Below are 16,937 nucleotides of genomic sequence, written 5' to 3' on the forward strand. Positions count from 1 at the left end.
CACGCCGTGCACGGGCTGGCAGAATATGATCGGGCTCAGTAGTCCTTTATGTTTTCCCAGCGTGAGATCAGATCGGCGTTGGCCTCGACCCACTCCGCGACGGCCTCGTCCATGGTTTTGCCGTCGCTGACCGCACCATTGATCGCGTTGATCGCCGCCAGGGGCACGTAGACGCCGGCTATTATCTCACGCGCCTCGGGGTTCTTCTCCGCGAACCCTGCCTGGGCGATCCAGTAGTAGGATTGCGGCGGAGCGAAAATGCCCTTGGGATCTTCGAGGAAGCGGAGCTTGAACCTCTGCATCATCCAGGACGGTTCCCAGACCGTGACGGCGATCCACTCCTGGCGATCGATGGAAGCCTTCAGCGTAGCGGTCATTGCCGCGGTGCTGCCTTCAATCAGTTGAAGATTCAGCCCATAAGCCTTGACGGCCTCCGCCGCTTCCCGCATCAATCCGGAACCAGCCTCGATTCCGACGATGCGACCGCCGAACTTCTGGGCATTGGCGTTGAGATCCTCAATGGACGCAATGTCGACATAGCTCGGCACGGCAAATGCCTGATAGAGACCGTGCGACACCGGCGAGAGTTTCTCCAGCCGTCTTTTGTTACGATTCCAGTAATCCTGCGCGACATAATCTATCTGAGAAGCCAGAATTTCGATATCGCCCTTGGCGAGAGCCGCGTAGGCGATGCCCCATTCCGAAAACTCGGTGACCTCGACTTTGTATCCTTTGTCCTCAAGTACCTTCTTGGTGATTCCGGTGATCGGGGTCAGGTCCTCGTAGACGTGGGTCCCCATCTTGATGACTTTTTCCTGTGCCCAGGCCGGCAGGGCCGTGATCCCCAGCGCGACTGCAACGCAGAGCGTCTTCCAGACAGCTTTCATTTCTTCATCTCCCGCTTAACAAGTTGTTCCCCACTATATGCCAACGCGGAATCGACGGATAACGACTGCAGAAACCTCGGGAAGCTGGCCAGGCTGATACCCTGCTGTCGCCAGGAGGTTGGGCCTTTGGGATAAGTTTTGACTTTATCCCAGAGGCCCTATGACAGCCGCCTGCGTCACCGTTCGATACGCCCAAGACCGGGCCTGATCGTCGCATTCCTGTGCTTCTGAAACCCCAATTGCGGACTCCACAGCAGCATATTCTGGAAAACTAAAATCGGCAAATCACCAGCGATTGAAAGAATACGACGAAGCTAAAGAATATTTGCGCCACAAGCCCAAAAATTGCTGCGGTTCCCGGACCGCAGGTGCTGCCGTTCAAAACGCGACGCCGGGAGGCGCGTCCGGCTCATAGGCATAAGTTTTTTCTTATATCAGGGCGATGGAAATTCTCGCTTGCATCGAATGAGAAAAACGCGATGAAAATCTGATGATCGGCTTCCGCTGTTCAGGCGATGCCCTTTGTTGGGGGAGCCTCCTGAGGGCATCCGACCTGCGGGCATGACGTTTCGCTGTTCCTGACCCGCTGCGCGATCTCATGTGGTCCGTCTTCCCTGAAATTCGGCAACTGGTGATGCTATAATGACATTCAGAATGACACTTGAGGGGATCTATACACCTCTCGTCACTCCCCTGAAGGAGGACGGGTCCTTTGCGGTCGACCATCTTGCCGATCTCATAGAGTACCTGATTGACAGGGGTGTACACGGCCTGATCTCAGGCGGCTCCACCGGCGAGAACTATTCCCAGACCGTGGAGGAACGACTTGAACTTGCGAAGTTCGTCGCCGACCGCGTCAAGGGCCGGCTGCCTGTCATCGTCGGCACCGGCGCGATGCGCACCCCGGACAGCATCGAGCTGGCCAAAGGCGCACGCGAAATCGGGGCTGATGCCCTGCTGCTCGGCACGCCACCCTATTCGGTCCCGACCGAGCGCGAGAATGCCCTGAACGCGCTGACCATCGACCGGGCAGCCGATCTTCCGGTGATCCTCTACAACTATCCCGGCCGCATGGGTGTCGCGATGGGGGAAGAGTTCCTGGACCGTGTCGGGCGCTCCCGCAACGTCATCGGGATCAAGGAAAGCTCGGGCGATATCAACCGCGTCCATCTTCTCGCCCGCGACTACCCGCACATCCAGCTGTCCTGCGGCATGGATGACCAGGCGCTGGAATTCTTTGCCTGGGGTGCGCGCAGCTGGATCTGCGCCGGATCGAACTTCCTTCCCGAGGAGCATGTCTACCTTTACGAGACCTGCGTGCTGAACGGCGATTTCGTCAAGGGCCGCAAGATCATGTCCGCGATGATGCCTCTCATGCGCGTGCTCGAGCAGGGCGGCAAGTTCATCCAGTGCGTCAAGCACGGCACGACCCTGGCCGGCATTCCCACGGGCCCGATGCGCCCGCCGCTCAAGGGCCTGAACAAGGATGAGAAGCGCGAGCTGGAACAGGTTATCGCCGTCCTGAAAACCACCATTGCAGACATCAAGGCAGGAAATTGATCCATGAGCGAGCTCCTGACTCAAGCCGAATACGTGGCACTTGCCAAGTCACTTGCCAAATCGATCGGACTGCCTTCGAACGCCTTTATCGACGGCGGCTTTCGTCCTGCCATCTCCGGCAAGACGTTCGTTACAACCAATCCCGCCACCGGTGCCAAGCTTGCCGACGTTGCCGCCTGCGGCCCCGAGGACGTCGACTTCGCCGTTCGGAAAGCGCGTGACGCCTTCGAGGACGGCCGCTGGTCCCGCATCCATCCCGGCGAACGCAAAGAGGTCCTGCTCCGCCTTGCCAAACTGATGGAGCGGAACCGCCATGAGCTTTCGGTTCTGGAAAGCATTGACAGCGGCAAGCCCATCTATGATTGCGAGACAGTGGATATTCCCGAGACCATCCATTGCCTGAAGTGGCACGCCGAACTGATCGACAAGATCTACGATCAGGTCGCACCGGCGTCGGACGACCACATCGCGTTGGTCGTCCGTGAAGCCATCGGCGTCGTGGGCCTCGTCCTGCCGTGGAACTTCCCGCTGCTGATGCTGGCCTGGAAGATCGCCCCGGCCCTCGCCGCCGGCTGTTCGGTGGTGGTCAAGCCCGCGGCCGAGACCTCACTCAGTGCGTTGCGGGTGGCGGAACTGACCCTTGAGGCCGGCCTGCCCGCGGGTGTTCTGAACATCGTCACCGGCTCGGGCTCGCAAGTGGGTGAGCCTCTGGGACGCCATCCCGACGTCGATATGGTGTCCTTCACCGGCTCGACCGTGACGGGCCGTCGTTTCCTGCACTATTCCGCCGACTCCAACCTCAAGGAAGTCGTGCTTGAGATGGGTGGCAAGAACCCGTGCATCGTTCTGGACGACGCCGAAAACCTCGACGTCGTGGCCGCGCATGTGGTGCAGGGCGCTTTCTGGAACATGGGCGAGAACTGCTCGGCCGCCTCGCGGCTGATCGTGCAGAAGGGTGTCAAGGACAGGCTCCTCGAAAAAGTGCAGGCCCATGCCCGCGAATGGAACGTGGGAGACCCGCTGGACCCCTCGGTGCGCATCGGCGCCCTGGTGTCGAAGTCGCATTTCGACAAGGTCGTGTCCTATCTCGACAGCGCCCAGTCGGGCAAGGTGGTGATTGGCGGCAAGAGCCATGGCGGCACCCATGTCGAACCAACGGTCGTGGAAGTCGCCGGAAACGATCATCAGCTGGCCCGCGAGGAGATCTTCGGTCCGATTCTGACCGTCATCGAGGTGGCGAGTTTCGAAGAGGCGATCCGCATCGCCAACGACACCGAATACGGTCTGGCCGCGTCGATCTTCACCTCCAACGTCAAGCGGGCGCTGCGCGGCGCGCGGCTGCTGCGGGCGGGCACCGTGACCGTCAACAGCTTTGGCGAGGGCGACATCTCGACACCCTTCGGCGGCTACAAGCAATCGGGCTTTGGCGGACGCGACAACTCGATCCACGCGCACGATCAATACACCCAGCTCAAGACCATCTGGCTCGACCTGTCCGACAGCGCCAGCGACGCGATCGACTGAGACATCTTGCAGAAGCTGCGGATGCGCAAACCACATCTGCGGTTCGATCGGACCGGAGGCGAGCGGCTCTTGCCTCCGGTCTTTTCCTTCGAGGTTCCGCATGTCTGAACTCTATCGCGCCAAACGGCTTCCAAAACTTGCCGGGCCTGCGGCTTGGGACACCATACTTGGTCCTCGCCACCTGTTCCCCTCCCTGAACGGACGGGCCGTCGTCGATTTCGCCATTATTGGCGGCGGCTTCGCCGGTCTTTCGGCAGCACGCCGTCTGCATCAGCTCGCACCCGGCGCGCGTATCGCCCTCATCGAGGCGGGCGAGATCGCGCGAGGTTCTGCCGGCCGCAATTCCGGCTTCATGATCGACCTGCCCCATGAGCTGACGTCCGAGGATTACGCGGGCGATAGCTCCGGCAGCGATCGCCAAATCATCGCCCTCAATCGTCAGGCCATCGCCTTCGCGGCCGAGGCCGTGCGGGAATATGCGATACCGCAAGGCTATTTCCGCCGTGACGGCAAGGTGAACGGAGCCGTCAGCGCGCATGCCCACGCCCAGAACCTGGCCTATGCGAAGCATCTGACGACATTGAACGAAGCCAGCGAAATGTTGGACGCACAAGCGATGAAGGAGCTGACCGGATCGGCGCATTACCAGTCGGGGCTGTTCACGCCCGGCACGGTCATGTTGCAGCCGGCCGGCTATATCCGCGGTCTGATGCAGGGACTGTCGCAGCACATCAGCATCTACGAAAACAGCCCCGTCACCGAGCTGGTCCGCCTCGCACAAGGATGGTCCGTGCGCACGCCCGGTGGCCAAATCGACGCTGGCACCGTGATCCTGGCCAACAACGGTCATCTGGAGAGCTTCGGCCTCGCATGCGGCCGCCTGATGCACATCTTCCTCTTCGCCTGCATGACCGAAGAACTGTCGGCTGAGGCCCTGCGTCGCATGGGAGGGGCTGAATGCTGGGGCGTGACGCCATCGGATCCGATGGGCACGACGATGCGCCGGATATCGACGACCCAGGGCGGCAACCGGATCATCACCCGGACGATGGCGCAGTTCCTGCCTGACATGGAGACCTCACCCCGGCAGATGGAACACGCGCAGCGATTGATGCGCAAGAAATTCGATGCCCGCTATCCCCGGTTGGACAGCGTGAAGATGGAATATTCGTGGTCCGGCCATCTCTGCCTGACCTCGAACAGCGTATCGGTCACCGGGCGGCTCGATGACGATCTGTATGCTGCCTGCGTATGCAACGGATTGGGGACGACACGCAGCACATTGACCGGCATCGCAGCAGCAGAGACTGCGCTCGGCATCGAATCCGAGGTCACCCGCTTCCTCGCAGCTCAACCCAGGCCGCCGCGGCTGCCCCCTGCACCCCTTGCAAAAATCGGTGCGAACCTGTTCATTCGTTGGAGGGAATGGCGTGCCCACAATGAATGATCGAGATGAATGGACCCGACGAAAAGGACGTACTGCCGCATAAGGGTGCTCCACCGGCCCTCCGGCCACCGAAGCGTCGGTATCTGCCGTCCCTCGGGTCGTTCGCCACGTTCGAGGTCGCCGCCAAGCATCTCAGCTTCACGCTGGCAGCCAACGAACTGCACGTTTCGCAAGCGGCAGTCAGTCAACAAATCCGGGGGCTGGAAAAGGCCCTGGGGTGCCATCTGTTCGTGCGCAAGCGAAACGGGATGGAACTGACAGCCGAGGGCCACACACTTCTCAACGCCGTGACGCAAGGCCTCGACCGGCTCAGCGACGGAATCTTCCAGATCGGCCAAAGCATCGACAGCAAGGCCATTACCATCGCCGGGACCTATGCGGGTGTCTCGCATTTCGTCAAGCCGATCACCGATACCTTCCGCAGTCTGCATCCCGACATCCGCTTCACGCTTCTGGCCTCCGACGAAAATGACAGGCTGCAGGATTTCGAGGAGGTCGATCTCGCGATCATTTGCGGCAACGAACGCTCTCAAATCGGCCAGGACCTGATCCACCTCTTTCCCGAAGTCGTCGATCCGGTCTGTTCTCCCGCCTATCTGGAAGCCCGCGGTCCGTTTCGCCGCCCCGAAGACCTCCTGCACGCAGAGTTGATGGAATTGCACCGCATGCACTGGAGCTCGGATGCGATCTCCTGGTATCCGCTGACCTGGCGCGACTGGTTCCGGCATCACTGCCCGGATATCGAGGAGCCACTCCCGGGTTTTGTCACCAACAGCTACGGCTTGCTGGTCGAAGCCGCGCTCGATGGCCAGGGTGCCATCCTCGGCTGGCGCCATCTGGTGCACAAGGCCGTGGCGCAGGGCAGGCTGGTGCGCATGTTCGACCTGCCGCTGGATGCGAAGCGTTCCTACTTTCTGAAGATCCGCGCCGGCGCGCGGGAGAATCCCTACGTTCGGGAGTTCGTAGCCTACCTGCTTGAGGCGATCACGAACCTCCCTGCCCTGCGCGGCTGACCGGCCGCTCCCCTCGGTCGCGCTTTCCCACAACTGGCAGGATTGAGACCGAACGGATTCGAAAGACCCGCTACACGAGCCAATCTGCCACGGGACGCCATGCCGCGCACGTCACGCGCCGTTGAACACCGTATCAAGCGCACGGGACTTGAGTTCTTTTGGCGCGATGAAGCTTTCCATGTTGCCACGGCATAGGTCCCAATGCTCGTAGGTCAGTTGCACCATCCGGCCTTCATCGCGGTCGATCAGCGCTTTGATCATGCTTTCGTGCTGCTGGCACGAGCGCAGGAGGTCGTTCTCCATCTCCTCGTTCGTGGGGCGGAAGAACGTATGGCCGATCCGCTCGTGATCTATCAGAAGCTTGCTGTAGCTTGGCAGCAGAAATGTGCTGTTGGACATGAGTCCAATGATCGTGTGGAAATGATTGTTTGCAACAACCATACCGACAGGATCGCGGGCCGCCACGGCGGCGGCGAATTCATTCTGGCGGCGCTGGAGCTCTTCCAGATGCTCGCGCTTGTAATTCTGAATCGCAAGCCGGCCCACCGCCTCGTAGATGATCGGCGCGACCGAGAAGAAATCCCGCAATGTCGCGTGATTCATCGGAACGACGCGCGCACCGCGGTTCTCCCGAATATAAACATAGCCTTCGACGGCCAATTGACGCAGGACATCGCGCACCGGCGTACGCGAAATACCATACTGCTCGCTCAGCTTGACCTCATCGAGATCCTCATCCGGATCACGTTGCAAGGTCAGGATCTGATGTCGCAACTCTTCGTAAAGCGCCGATTTGCCGTTTCTCATGCTATCTTTCCGCAGGGAGTGAAACGCTCGGATCCGTTCCGACCGCCTCGTGGATGGATGCTTCGGATTGAACCAGAACGATCTCCTGGGCACCAACCCCGCCCTATACTACCTTTGCACTCAGTCTCTCCAGTCTCTACCGGACATGAAACAGGAAAATTTTGTGACGATGGGCCTACACCTCAGGCAGAGCCCTTCATCATTGCCTCTGCCTTCCTTGTGGCGGCAGTAAGCCCCGCTCCAACGATGCCGTTGAAGTCCATGTCCAACATGGTCCGAAGGGCGGCGGCCGTCGTGCCGCCGTAGTCAATCATTTCCTTCACAATAGCGGCCGTATCGGCGGTTTCATCGGCAACGAGCTGACTTGCGCCTGCGACGATGCCCTTGGCCGCGCGTCTTGCGAAATTTTCGGGCAACCCCCGCGACTTGGCGTGCGCGACCAGCGCCTCGGCCAAAAGCGCCGGGAAGGCCGCACCCGAGCCGGTCATGCCGACACAGTAGTCGATGTGCGATTCGAGCGGAACCTCGGCTGCATCACCGCAGGAGGAAAAGAGCGCCTGCACGATGGCCTTGTCGGCCTGGGTGACTTCAGGAGTCGCAAACCATGGCGTGAACGAGCGGCCGATGGCGGCCGCGGCGTTCGGGATCGCGCGCACGACCGAGGTGGCGCCGGTCCGAGCCATGACGTGATCGGCCGTTACACCCGCCATCACCGAGATGACGAGTTTGCCCTTCGCATCAACCTCCACCGCGCCGAACTGGTCGGGACGAACCGACAGGACGATCGCGTCGGACCGAGCGACAAGCTCGCTGTTGTCATGCGTAAATTCCGCGCCCGGAACCTTGAGCAGGCCGGGCCGGGTCGAGCGGCCGGAGACGATGATCTTGCCACCGTCGATCGTACCGCTGGCAACGGCTGCACTCGCGATCGCATTGCCGAGCCATCCGTTGCCCCCAACGATGCCGATCCGTACGTCGATAATCATGACTTACTCCAAATGATGGGAAACCATTGCGGGCACGATGGCCGGCACGATGTCTGGTCGAAAGAGCCAGGGCGTGCGAGGGGCGCACGCATAGGCCGATGCATGTCGAACGCCTCAGGCGCGCTCTCCGGTCAGGCCTGACAGAAAGCGCCGGCAACGTTCGGTGCGCGGGTTGAACAACACGTCGCGCGAAGGCCCCATCTCCACGATCTGACCCGCTTCCATGAACACGGTTTGATCCGAGACATGGCGCGCGAAATCCATCTCATGCGTTGCGATGAGCATGGTCATGCCCGATTCACGGACCTCACGAATGACGTTGAGCACTTCCTGCACCGTTTCGGGATCGAGCGCCGAGGTCGGCTCGTCAAAAAGGATGACCTTGGGGTCCATCGCGAGCGCGCGGGCAATCGCCACGCGTTGCTGCTGCCCACCCGACAGTTGTCGGGGATAGTTTCCCGCCTTGTCGGCCAACCCCACGCGTTCGAGCAGGTGCATCGCGCGACGTTTGGCTTCGGCATGGCTCACCCCGCGCACCAGCCTCGGGCCCGAAGCCACATTCTCTTCGGCCGTCATGTGCGGGAAGAGGTTGAAGCTTTGGAACACCATGCCGATGTCTTCGCGCTGCCGGGCGATCTTCGCCTCGCCAAGACGGCGCTTGCCCGATGAATTCGGCTCATAGCCAATGTCGACGCCCTCAACCTGGATCGTGCCCGAAGAAATGGTCTCCAGCGCGTTGATGCAGCGCAGAAGCGTGCTTTTGCCCGAGCCGCTCGGTCCGATCAGCGCCACCGCCTCGCCCTTGTCGACCATGAGCGAGACCGATTTCAGCGCTGTATACAAGCCGTAGTGCTTGACAACTTGATCGACCTTGATGAACGCCTGAGGTTGCCCCGCCATGCTCATGAGGAGATCCCCACCTTGTCCAACTTCCGGGTGTCAATGAACCACCGGGAATTGCGACGTTCAAAAGCCGCCTGAAGGATCGTCCAGATCGCGGTGACGCCCAGATAGTAGATCGTGGCAACCGTCAGCGCCTCAAGTACACGGAAGTTCGATTGCGTCAGGTTGTCCGTGGCCCGGAAAAGCTCGGTCATGGAAATCACCGATACCAGCGATGTATTCTTGAGCTGGCGCACGAATTCATTGCCCAGAGGCGGAATTGCGATACGCAGTGCCTGCGGGAAGATGATCTTTCGCATGATCTTCACCGGGCGCATGCCGATCGCCTTCGACGCTTCCCATTGCGCCACCGGAACGGCGGAAATCGACGAGCGGACGATTTCGGCTACGTAGGGGCTTTCCGACAGCATCAGGCCGATGATCGCGGCCTCGACGACCGAGAGCCGCACGCCCATCTGCGGAAGCGCGCTGTAGAGGAATACGAGCTGCACCAGAAGCGGTGTCGCCCGGAAGAACGCGACATAACCCTGGTAGAAGCTATGGGTCGCAAAATTGTCGATGCGTCCGATAAGCGCGACGATTGTCCCCAGCACGATGGCCAGGAACAATGTGACCAGCGTCAGCCAGATCGTCGTCCAAAGCCCGGCAAGGATCGACGGGTGCACGAGGCTTTGGAAAAAGACGGACCAGTCCCAGACTGCCATTGCGGCCTCTCCCTGATCAACCGCGGGTCAGCGGGCCCACCTGCGATTGCTCAAGGATCGCCTTGAAACGTTCGCGAAGTTCGACAGTGGCCGGGGTAATCGGCTCGCGCGGCTCGCCGAGCGGGAGGCCGCGGATCGCGGAGCCTGCCTTGGCGAGCGCAACATAGCCGTTGAGGAGCATGAAGTTCAGGATCGGCCAGAGCCTGTCCCAGACCGCCAGCGCGCGAGGCAGGTCCTTTTCGACCGAGATTGCGTGATAAAGCTCAACGCAAAGCTCGGGCACGAAGGTCGAAGCACCGATGATCGTTCCGGGAGCGCCATGCGCGAGTACCGCCAGCAGCGCCGGGTCAGAGCCTGCCAGCACTGCGGGCGCCTCGGGGTTCGACAGTATCCGCATGGTGCGGGTGAAGTTCTGCGGGCTGTCCTTGATATGCGAGACAAAGCCGTCCTTGCGCAGGCTGACCATCTGCGCTTCGCTAATCTCCAGCCCGGTGATGCCCGGGGTGTCGTAGTAGATGACCGGCCCTCCGGCGATGTTCACCACTTTTTCAAGAAAACGCTGGACTTCGGAGAACTTCAGGCGGTCGAAATAGGGGGTCAGGACGAGCATCTGATCGACGCCCACTGCCTTGGCCGCGCGCGTGAGTTCGAGCGCATCGCGGACATTGTTCGAACCGACATGGGCGATGACGTCGCATCCGCCGGCCGCTGCGTCCCTGGCAATCTCGTACATACGCCGACGCTCGGCAACGCTCAGGGCCGGATGCTCGCCGGTCGATCCGCTCACGACGATCCCGTGAATGCCGGCGCGGACCTGCGAGCGGATCAACGCCTCATAAGCCGCCTCGTCCACACCGGCACCACCCGCGTCGAACGGGGTCACAATTGCGCTCAAGATGCCCTTGAGTTCGGTCTTCATGGCTATCAGCCTTTTCAAGAATTGTTGACTGCACGGGGCCCAGGACCTTGTGTTCCGTCCCGCGCGCCTTTCGAGAATCCGCGACAGGCACAACGTATTCGGCCCCGCTTTCGGAGCGTTGAGACCGCTCAGTCGAAGCTCTCGATCGCAGCGCCTTCGATGTCCCATTCACGGAGCAGGGCGTCGTAGGTGCCGTTCTCCTTCATCTGCTTGAGGCCATCGCGCAGTCTATTGGCAAGCGCATCATTGCCCAGCGGCACGCCGATCCCGAGGGTACTCGGTTTGATGCCGGTGGCGATCTTCTTGAGACCGGGGCTTTGCTTCATGTAGTAGGAGACGAGCGAGTCAGTCGCGATGAATGCGTCCACGCTGCCGTTTTCCAGCGCGCGCATCGCAACGGGTTGAGAGTCGAACGACTGGATGTTGACCGCAGGCTTGCCCGCGGTGGTGCATTCGGCGCTGATCTCTTCAAGCACCTTCAGCGATCCCGAGCCTTGAAGCACGCTGGCCGAATGGCCGCACAGCCCCGCCGCATCGGTCAGATCACCGGCCTCCTTGGCGACGATGGTCTGGCTCGCCTGGATGTAGGGCACCATCTGGATCGCCTGCTGACGCTCCGGCGTGATGTACATCGCGGCACAGACGATATCGAAACGGTTGGCCTGCAGCGCCGGGATCAGACCCTTGAAATCCAGACTGACGAATTCGGCGCTGGCGCCCAACTGCTCGGCAAGCGCCGAGCAGAAGGCAACGTCGACACCCGTGGGCTTCTGCTGATCGTCGTAAAAGCCCCATGGCATCTGGGTCAGCGAAGTGCCGACCAGGAGCGCGTTCTGCGCCTGAGCGGCGCCACCCGCCATCAGCCCGAAGGCCATAGCGATAGAAAGGATGCATGTCTTCATTGTATACTCCCCGCTGTTATGAATGTATCATTAGATTATACATTTTCTCTGTCAAGCGTTTTATGCGCCATGGCGCGGCTTTCTTGCGCAGCCGTGCGGCGCCAAATTAAGGCCTGCAAATCATATGGTTATGAGACTCTCATGGCTCTTCGCGTGCTGCCGCCGGACAGAATGGTCCGGTTGTGCCGCGGCCCCTGACGCGCGGAAGGTGGCGCGGATCGCCGTTGTTGATTTTGAGCGAATTTTGACTGGCCGGGCGCTATTGCGGAGGTGTGCCATTCTCTGCCAGCACCTCGCCCGCGAGGTAGAGCGACCCGGCAATCAGCACGCGTGGCGGGCGCTCCCATGCCGTGTTGCGGGTGGAGGCGAGCGCCGCCTCGACATTCGCGAAATGCGATGCCTGCAGCCCCGCATGGCGGGCTATGGCCGCGACTTCCTCGCAGCGGCGCGCCGCCGCCTGCGAGAGGATCGGCACGGCCAGCACCTCCTTGGCCATCCCCTTGAAGGGCAGAAGGAAGCCTTCCGCATCCTTGGTGCCGAGTGTGCCGCAGACGATCACCAGCGGCGCGGGATGCTTCTCCTCCAGTTCCGCCATCGCCGCCGCCAGCGCACGACCGCCGTCGGGATTGTGCCCGCCGTCGAGCCAAAGGTCGGCGCCCTCCGGCAGCAGCCCGATCAGACGGCCGCGCGTGAGGTGCTGCAGGCGGGCCGGCCAGTCCACCTGCAGCATGCCTGTCTCGAAGGCAGAGGCGGGCAGGCTGCCGAAGCCCGCCGCCCGCAGCGCGGCAATCGCCGTGCCCGCGTTCACATGCTGATGGCGACCGGGCAGCCGCGGCGTCGGCAGGTCCAACTGGTCCCGCTCGTCCCGGTAGACGAGGCGGCCGTTTTCCTCATGGACAGTGAAGTTCAGCCCCCCGACGAACGGGCGTGCCCCCACCTGCGCCGCCTGCGCCTTCAGGACGGCGGCGGGCTCCGGATCCTGCGGCGCGATCACTGCGGGCGCGCCTTTCTTGAAGATTCCGGCCTTCTCGGCAGCGATCAGCGTCACCCTGTCGCCCAGGAAATCGGCATGGTCGAGCGACACGGGCGTCACCACTGTGGCCGCGGGATCGCTGACGACATTCGTCGCATCGCAACGCCCGCCGAGTCCGACTTCCAGCAGCAGGACGTCGGCGGGGCGCTGCGAGAACAGCACCAGAGCGGCAGCGGTCGTCATCTCGAAGAAAGTGACGGGCTCACCCGCGTTCACCGCCTCGCAATGGCGGAACGTCTCCATAAGGTCGGCCTCGCCGACGAGACGCCCGCCCCCCGGCTGCCCCAGGCGGATGCGCTCGTGGAAGCGCACCAGATGCGGCGAGGTGTAAACATGCACCACGAGCCCCGCCGCCTCGAGAATCGCCCGCATGAAGGCGATGGTCGACCCCTTGCCGTTCGTACCCGCGACATGGATCACGGGCGGCAACCGCCGTTCGGGATGGCCGAGCTTCGCCAGCAGGCGCTCGATGCGCCCGAGTGACAGGTCGATCGTCTTGGGATGCAACGCCAAAAATCGCGCCAGCAGGACGTCGGATGATTCCATACGCGAGACTCCACGCATGCCCCCCGGCGGGCTGCACATATAGTTTGGGAGCAGGAAGGAAGGGTGCAGCCGCTTTGCCTCGCAAAGTCGGTTTCGAACACGCTGACAGAAGGAGCGCCGAGCCTCCGGCAGGAAAAATTCGATAAGAACGTCATCTCAGGGAGGAAAGACGACCGTGCGGTGGTGGTTCAACATCACCCTTCCCTCCAGGTGATACTTCACAGCCCGCGCGAGCACTCTCGACTCGATATCCCTGCCGGCGGCGACGAAGTCGTCGGTGGTCATCGCGTGGCTGACGCGTTCGGTTTCCTGCTCGATGATCGGGCCCTCGTCGAGATCGGGCGTCACGTAGTGGGCTGTCGCACCGATCAGCTTCACACCGCGTTCGTGCGCCTGATGATAAGGCTTGGCGCCCTTGAAGCTCGGCAGGAACGAATGGTGGATATTGATGACCATGCCGTAGAGGCGGTTCGACAGTTCGTTTGACAGAACCTGCATATAACGCGCCAGGACAACGAGCTCAGCTCCCGTTTCCCGGACGAGATCGAGCAGCTTTTCCTCCTGCTCGGCCTTGTTATCCTTCGTCACGTTCCAGTAATGGAAATCGATGCCCTCATTTTCTGCCGTCGCACGCGCCGACTCATGGTTTGAGACAATGGCGACGACATTCGCATCCAGCCACCCCACCTTGATCTGGTAAAGCAGATGCAGCAGGGCATGATCGAACTTCGATACCATGATGATGATCTTGGGCCGCCGCGCGAGGTCCTCGATGCTCAGCTTCATGGCGAAACGCTCGGATGCGGGCCTGAGGGCCAGTTCCAGGCTCGCGCGATCGATGCTCTCCGGGGCGCTGAAGGCGATCCGCAGGAAAAACTGGTTTGTCTGCCGATCCCAGAACTGGTTCGACTCGACGATGTTCGCCCCCCGGGAAGCCAATTCCGTCGTCACCGCGGCGACGATGCCGCGCTTATCGTCACACGTGAGCTTCAGGATGTACGATTTTTCCAGCATCACGTTTAACCTTCTGATTTTTATTTATATTTTTTTCTCATTCGGCTCACGCGCCAACCACGTCAAAAGGGGTGTGGACAAGGTTGTGGTCCGCGGGCTGGGAGACTTGGGGGGCACATCCCCGTTTTCCGTGAAGGGAGTATTGCGACAGCGCCGGCCGCTGGACAGTATGTTTGCGTCAAAGTAATATGACCCAAACGACATAAAAACCGAGGGGAAAAAGATGGAACGGAGGATCAGAGCAAGCGGCGCCGGTTCGGAGGGGCATCAGAGCGGACGCTCGGGCGCGCCGCGCCTTTCGGTGGGCTTCATCCTCGCCCGGCGCTTCACGTTATGCGCCTTCGCCAATTTTGTCGACGTCCTGAGGTTGGCGGCCGACGACGGCGACCGCAGCCGGCCGATTCTCTGCCAATGGACGGTGCTGTCGGATACGATGAACGCAGTGGCATCCAGTTGCGGCATTCAGGTGCAGCCCAACGAGCGGCTCGGAGACCCGCGGAAATTCGATTATATCGTCGTGGTGGGCGGTCTGATCGATGAAATTCCCAACCTGAGCCCGGAATATACGCGATACCTGCAGCATGCGGCCGAAGCCGGGGTGCCGCTGGTCGGCATCTGCACCGGTGCCTTCATCCTGCACCGTGCCGGTTTGATGGATGGCTACCGCTGCTGCGTAAGCTGGTTCCATCATACGGATTTTCTGGAGCAGTTCGATGGCCTCAAGCCCGTCTCCGACCAGATTTTCATCGTTGACCGCAACCGCCTGACCTGCTCCGGAGGCGCGAGTTCGGCGCATCTGGCAGCCTATCTGGTCGAGAAGCACGTCGGACGGGCACAGGCGCACAAGAGCCTGCACATCATGATCATCGACGATGCACAGAAACCGGAGAACCCTCAGCCGGGCATGCCTCTGGACCTCAAGACGAACGACACATTGGTCAAGAAGGCGATGCTTCTGATGCAGCAGAACATCGATACGCCGCTCTCCGTCGCCGAAATCTGTCGGCGTCTGGGAAACAGCAAGCGTCAACTGGAAAGACACTTCAGGAACTCGCTGGGCATTTCGCCGCAGGCCGCATTCCTGGGCATCCGGCTTTCATTTGCGCGTCATTTGATCGAGAACACTGACAAATCCATCGCCATGATTGCTGCGGAATGCGGTTTTTGCGACTCGTCCCATCTCAGCCGCATGTTCCGTCGCCATTTCGCGGCCACTCCACAGGAGTTCCGCAGACTGAACCAGGCGCAAAAGGCCGCATAGCGCACTGAGCCGTCAGATGTTCCGGCCAGGCGCAGGATGTCGTCCCTTGAGGATCATGGGCGACGATGCCGGCCCTATGTCGTTTGGATAATCCCGCGCTGACGCAAATATCCTGTCCAACACCGGGCGCTGCCGCAATACTCCTGTGATAATTAACCAGGGGAGCGCAATGACCCGCTTTTCTTTTACATCGTTGCTGACCAACGCCCTCACGGGTCACAAGAACTGGCAGCCACAATGGCCCGATGCGGAGCCGAAGGCGGAATACGACGTCGTCATCGTGGGGGCCGGAGGGCACGGCCTGGGCGCGGCCTATTATCTCGCCCGGAAACATCAGATCACCAGGGTCGCCGTCATCGACAAGGGATGGCTCGGCGGCGGCAACACCGGCCGCAACACCACCATCATCCGCTCCAACTATCTCTACGACGAGAGCGCCCATCTCTTCGACCATGCGGTGAAGCTCTGGGAGGGGCTCTCGCAGGAACTCAACTACAACGTGATGTTCTCCCAGCGCGGCGTGCTGATGCTGGCGCACAGCGTGCACGACGTGCAGAGCTTCAAGCGGCATATCCACGCCAACCGGCTGAACGGGGTCGACAATGAATGGCTGACGCCCGAAGAGGCCAAGGCATTCTGCCCGCCGCTCAACATCGCCAGGGATGCGCGTTATCCGGTGATGGGCGCCGCCCTGCAGCGGCGCGGCGGCGTTGCCCGCCACGACGCCGTGGCCTGGGGGTATGCGCGTGGCGCCGCCGCGCGCGGCGTCGACATCATCCAGAACTGCCCGGTGACGGCGATCCGCCGCGATGCCGCCGGCAGGGTCATGGGTGTCGAGACGGCGAAGGGTTTCATCCGGGCGAAGAAGGTCGCCGTCTCGGCCGCCGGCAACACGTCCGTGGTGATGGACACGGCGGGCGTGCGCCTGCCGCTCGAAAGCTACCCGCTGCAGGCGCTGGTGTCGGAGCCGGTGAAGCCGGTCTTCCCCTGCGTCGTCATGTCCAACACGGTGCACGCCTATATATCGCAGTCGGACAAGGGCGAGCTCGTCATCGGCTCGGGCACGGACCAGTACACCTCCTACAGCCAGCGCGGCGGCCTGCCGCTGATCGAGCACACGGTCGCGGCCATCTGCGAGGTGTTCCCCATCTTCACCCGCATGCGCATGCTGCGCAAATGGGGCGGCATCGTCGATGTCACGCCGGACCGTTCGCCGATCCTCGGCAAGACCCCCGTGCCGGGGCTCTACGTCAATTGCGGCTGGGGTACGGGCGGCTTCAAGGCGACGCCCGGATCGGCCGACGTCTTCGCGCACACCATCGCGCGCGACGAACCGCACCCCATCAACGCTCCGTTCACGCTCGAGCGCTTCACCTCCGGCCGGCTGATCGACGAAGCCGCGGCCGCGGCCGTCGCTCACTGAAAGCAACC

The 16,937-nt window shown here is 61.6% G+C and carries 15 protein-coding genes; 6 read left to right on the plus strand and 9 right to left on the minus strand.

What is annotated here, in order from left to right; genetic code table 11:
• Positions 1-35: 35 nt before the first annotated feature.
• Positions 36-887: a glycine betaine ABC transporter substrate-binding protein gene (locus tag ACUSIJ_RS10705; protein ID WP_449308379.1), complete on the minus strand. Its 852-nt coding sequence runs from the start codon at positions 885-887 to the stop codon at positions 36-38.
• Positions 888-1,541: 654 nt separating this feature from the next.
• On the opposite strand from ACUSIJ_RS10705, the gene ACUSIJ_RS10710 reads away from it, so the two are divergent.
• The 4 genes from ACUSIJ_RS10710 to ACUSIJ_RS10725 all read left to right on the plus strand — a co-directional run bounded on the left by ACUSIJ_RS10710 (position 1,542) and on the right by ACUSIJ_RS10725 (position 6,431).
• Positions 1,542-2,447, plus strand: coding sequence for a dihydrodipicolinate synthase family protein (locus tag ACUSIJ_RS10710; protein ID WP_449308380.1), 906 nt, complete (start codon positions 1,542-1,544; stop codon positions 2,445-2,447).
• Positions 2,448-2,450: 3 nt separating this feature from the next.
• Entirely contained in the window at positions 2,451-3,971 is a 1,521-nt protein-coding gene (locus tag ACUSIJ_RS10715; RefSeq protein WP_449308381.1) for an aldehyde dehydrogenase, read from the plus strand.
• A gap of 100 nt (positions 3,972-4,071) precedes the next feature.
• Positions 4,072-5,418 carry an NAD(P)/FAD-dependent oxidoreductase gene (locus ACUSIJ_RS10720; protein WP_449308498.1) on the plus strand — a complete coding sequence of 449 codons (1,347 nt, stop codon included), beginning with the start codon at positions 4,072-4,074 and terminating at the stop codon, positions 5,416-5,418.
• A complete protein-coding gene (locus ACUSIJ_RS10725; protein WP_449308382.1) occupies positions 5,415-6,431 on the plus strand; it encodes a LysR substrate-binding domain-containing protein in 1,017 nt (338 codons plus the stop codon). Before ACUSIJ_RS10720 ends, ACUSIJ_RS10725 begins: the two co-directional genes overlap by 4 nt.
• A 111-nt stretch (positions 6,432-6,542) precedes the next feature.
• On the opposite strand, the gene ACUSIJ_RS10730 is transcribed toward ACUSIJ_RS10725, so the two are convergent.
• The 8 genes from ACUSIJ_RS10730 to purU all read right to left on the minus strand — a co-directional run bounded on the left by ACUSIJ_RS10730 (position 6,543) and on the right by purU (position 14,245).
• A complete protein-coding gene (locus ACUSIJ_RS10730) occupies positions 6,543-7,238 on the minus strand; it encodes a GntR family transcriptional regulator (protein ID WP_449308383.1) in 696 nt (231 codons plus the stop codon).
• 182 nt (positions 7,239-7,420) lie between these two features.
• Complete coding sequence (locus tag ACUSIJ_RS10735) at positions 7,421-8,224, minus strand: pyrroline-5-carboxylate reductase family protein (protein ID WP_449308384.1); 804 nt, start codon at positions 8,222-8,224, stop codon at positions 7,421-7,423.
• Between the two features lie 114 nt (positions 8,225-8,338).
• A complete protein-coding gene (locus ACUSIJ_RS10740) occupies positions 8,339-9,130 on the minus strand; it encodes an amino acid ABC transporter ATP-binding protein (RefSeq protein WP_449308385.1) in 792 nt (263 codons plus the stop codon).
• Positions 9,127-9,831: an amino acid ABC transporter permease gene (locus ACUSIJ_RS10745; RefSeq protein WP_449308386.1), complete on the minus strand. Its 705-nt coding sequence runs from the start codon at positions 9,829-9,831 to the stop codon at positions 9,127-9,129. The genes ACUSIJ_RS10740 and ACUSIJ_RS10745 overlap by 4 nt, the downstream gene beginning before the upstream one ends.
• A 16-nt stretch (positions 9,832-9,847) precedes the next feature.
• Positions 9,848-10,750, minus strand: a complete 903-nt coding sequence (locus tag ACUSIJ_RS10750) for a dihydrodipicolinate synthase family protein (protein ID WP_449308387.1) — start codon at positions 10,748-10,750, stop codon at positions 9,848-9,850.
• A 128-nt stretch (positions 10,751-10,878) separates the two neighbouring features.
• Complete coding sequence (locus ACUSIJ_RS10755; protein ID WP_449308388.1) at positions 10,879-11,652, minus strand: ABC transporter substrate-binding protein; 774 nt, start codon at positions 11,650-11,652, stop codon at positions 10,879-10,881.
• A gap of 259 nt (positions 11,653-11,911) precedes the next feature.
• Positions 11,912-13,231, minus strand: a complete 1,320-nt coding sequence (locus tag ACUSIJ_RS10760) for a bifunctional folylpolyglutamate synthase/dihydrofolate synthase (RefSeq protein WP_449308389.1) — start codon at positions 13,229-13,231, stop codon at positions 11,912-11,914.
• Positions 13,232-13,387: 156 nt separating this feature from the next.
• Positions 13,388-14,245: a formyltetrahydrofolate deformylase gene (gene purU / locus ACUSIJ_RS10765; protein ID WP_449308390.1), complete on the minus strand. Its 858-nt coding sequence runs from the start codon at positions 14,243-14,245 to the stop codon at positions 13,388-13,390.
• A gap of 223 nt (positions 14,246-14,468) precedes the next feature.
• On the opposite strand from purU, the gene ACUSIJ_RS10770 reads away from it, so the two are divergent.
• Both ACUSIJ_RS10770 and ACUSIJ_RS10775 read left to right on the plus strand, forming a co-directional pair.
• A complete protein-coding gene (locus ACUSIJ_RS10770; RefSeq protein WP_449308391.1) occupies positions 14,469-15,506 on the plus strand; it encodes a GlxA family transcriptional regulator in 1,038 nt (345 codons plus the stop codon).
• A 169-nt stretch (positions 15,507-15,675) separates the two neighbouring features.
• On the plus strand, positions 15,676-16,929 hold the full coding sequence (locus tag ACUSIJ_RS10775; protein WP_449308392.1) for a sarcosine oxidase subunit beta family protein: 1,254 nt from the start codon (positions 15,676-15,678) through the stop codon (positions 16,927-16,929).
• Positions 16,930-16,937 lie beyond the last annotated feature (8 nt).

The organism is Pseudochelatococcus sp. B33 (assembly GCF_053570585.1).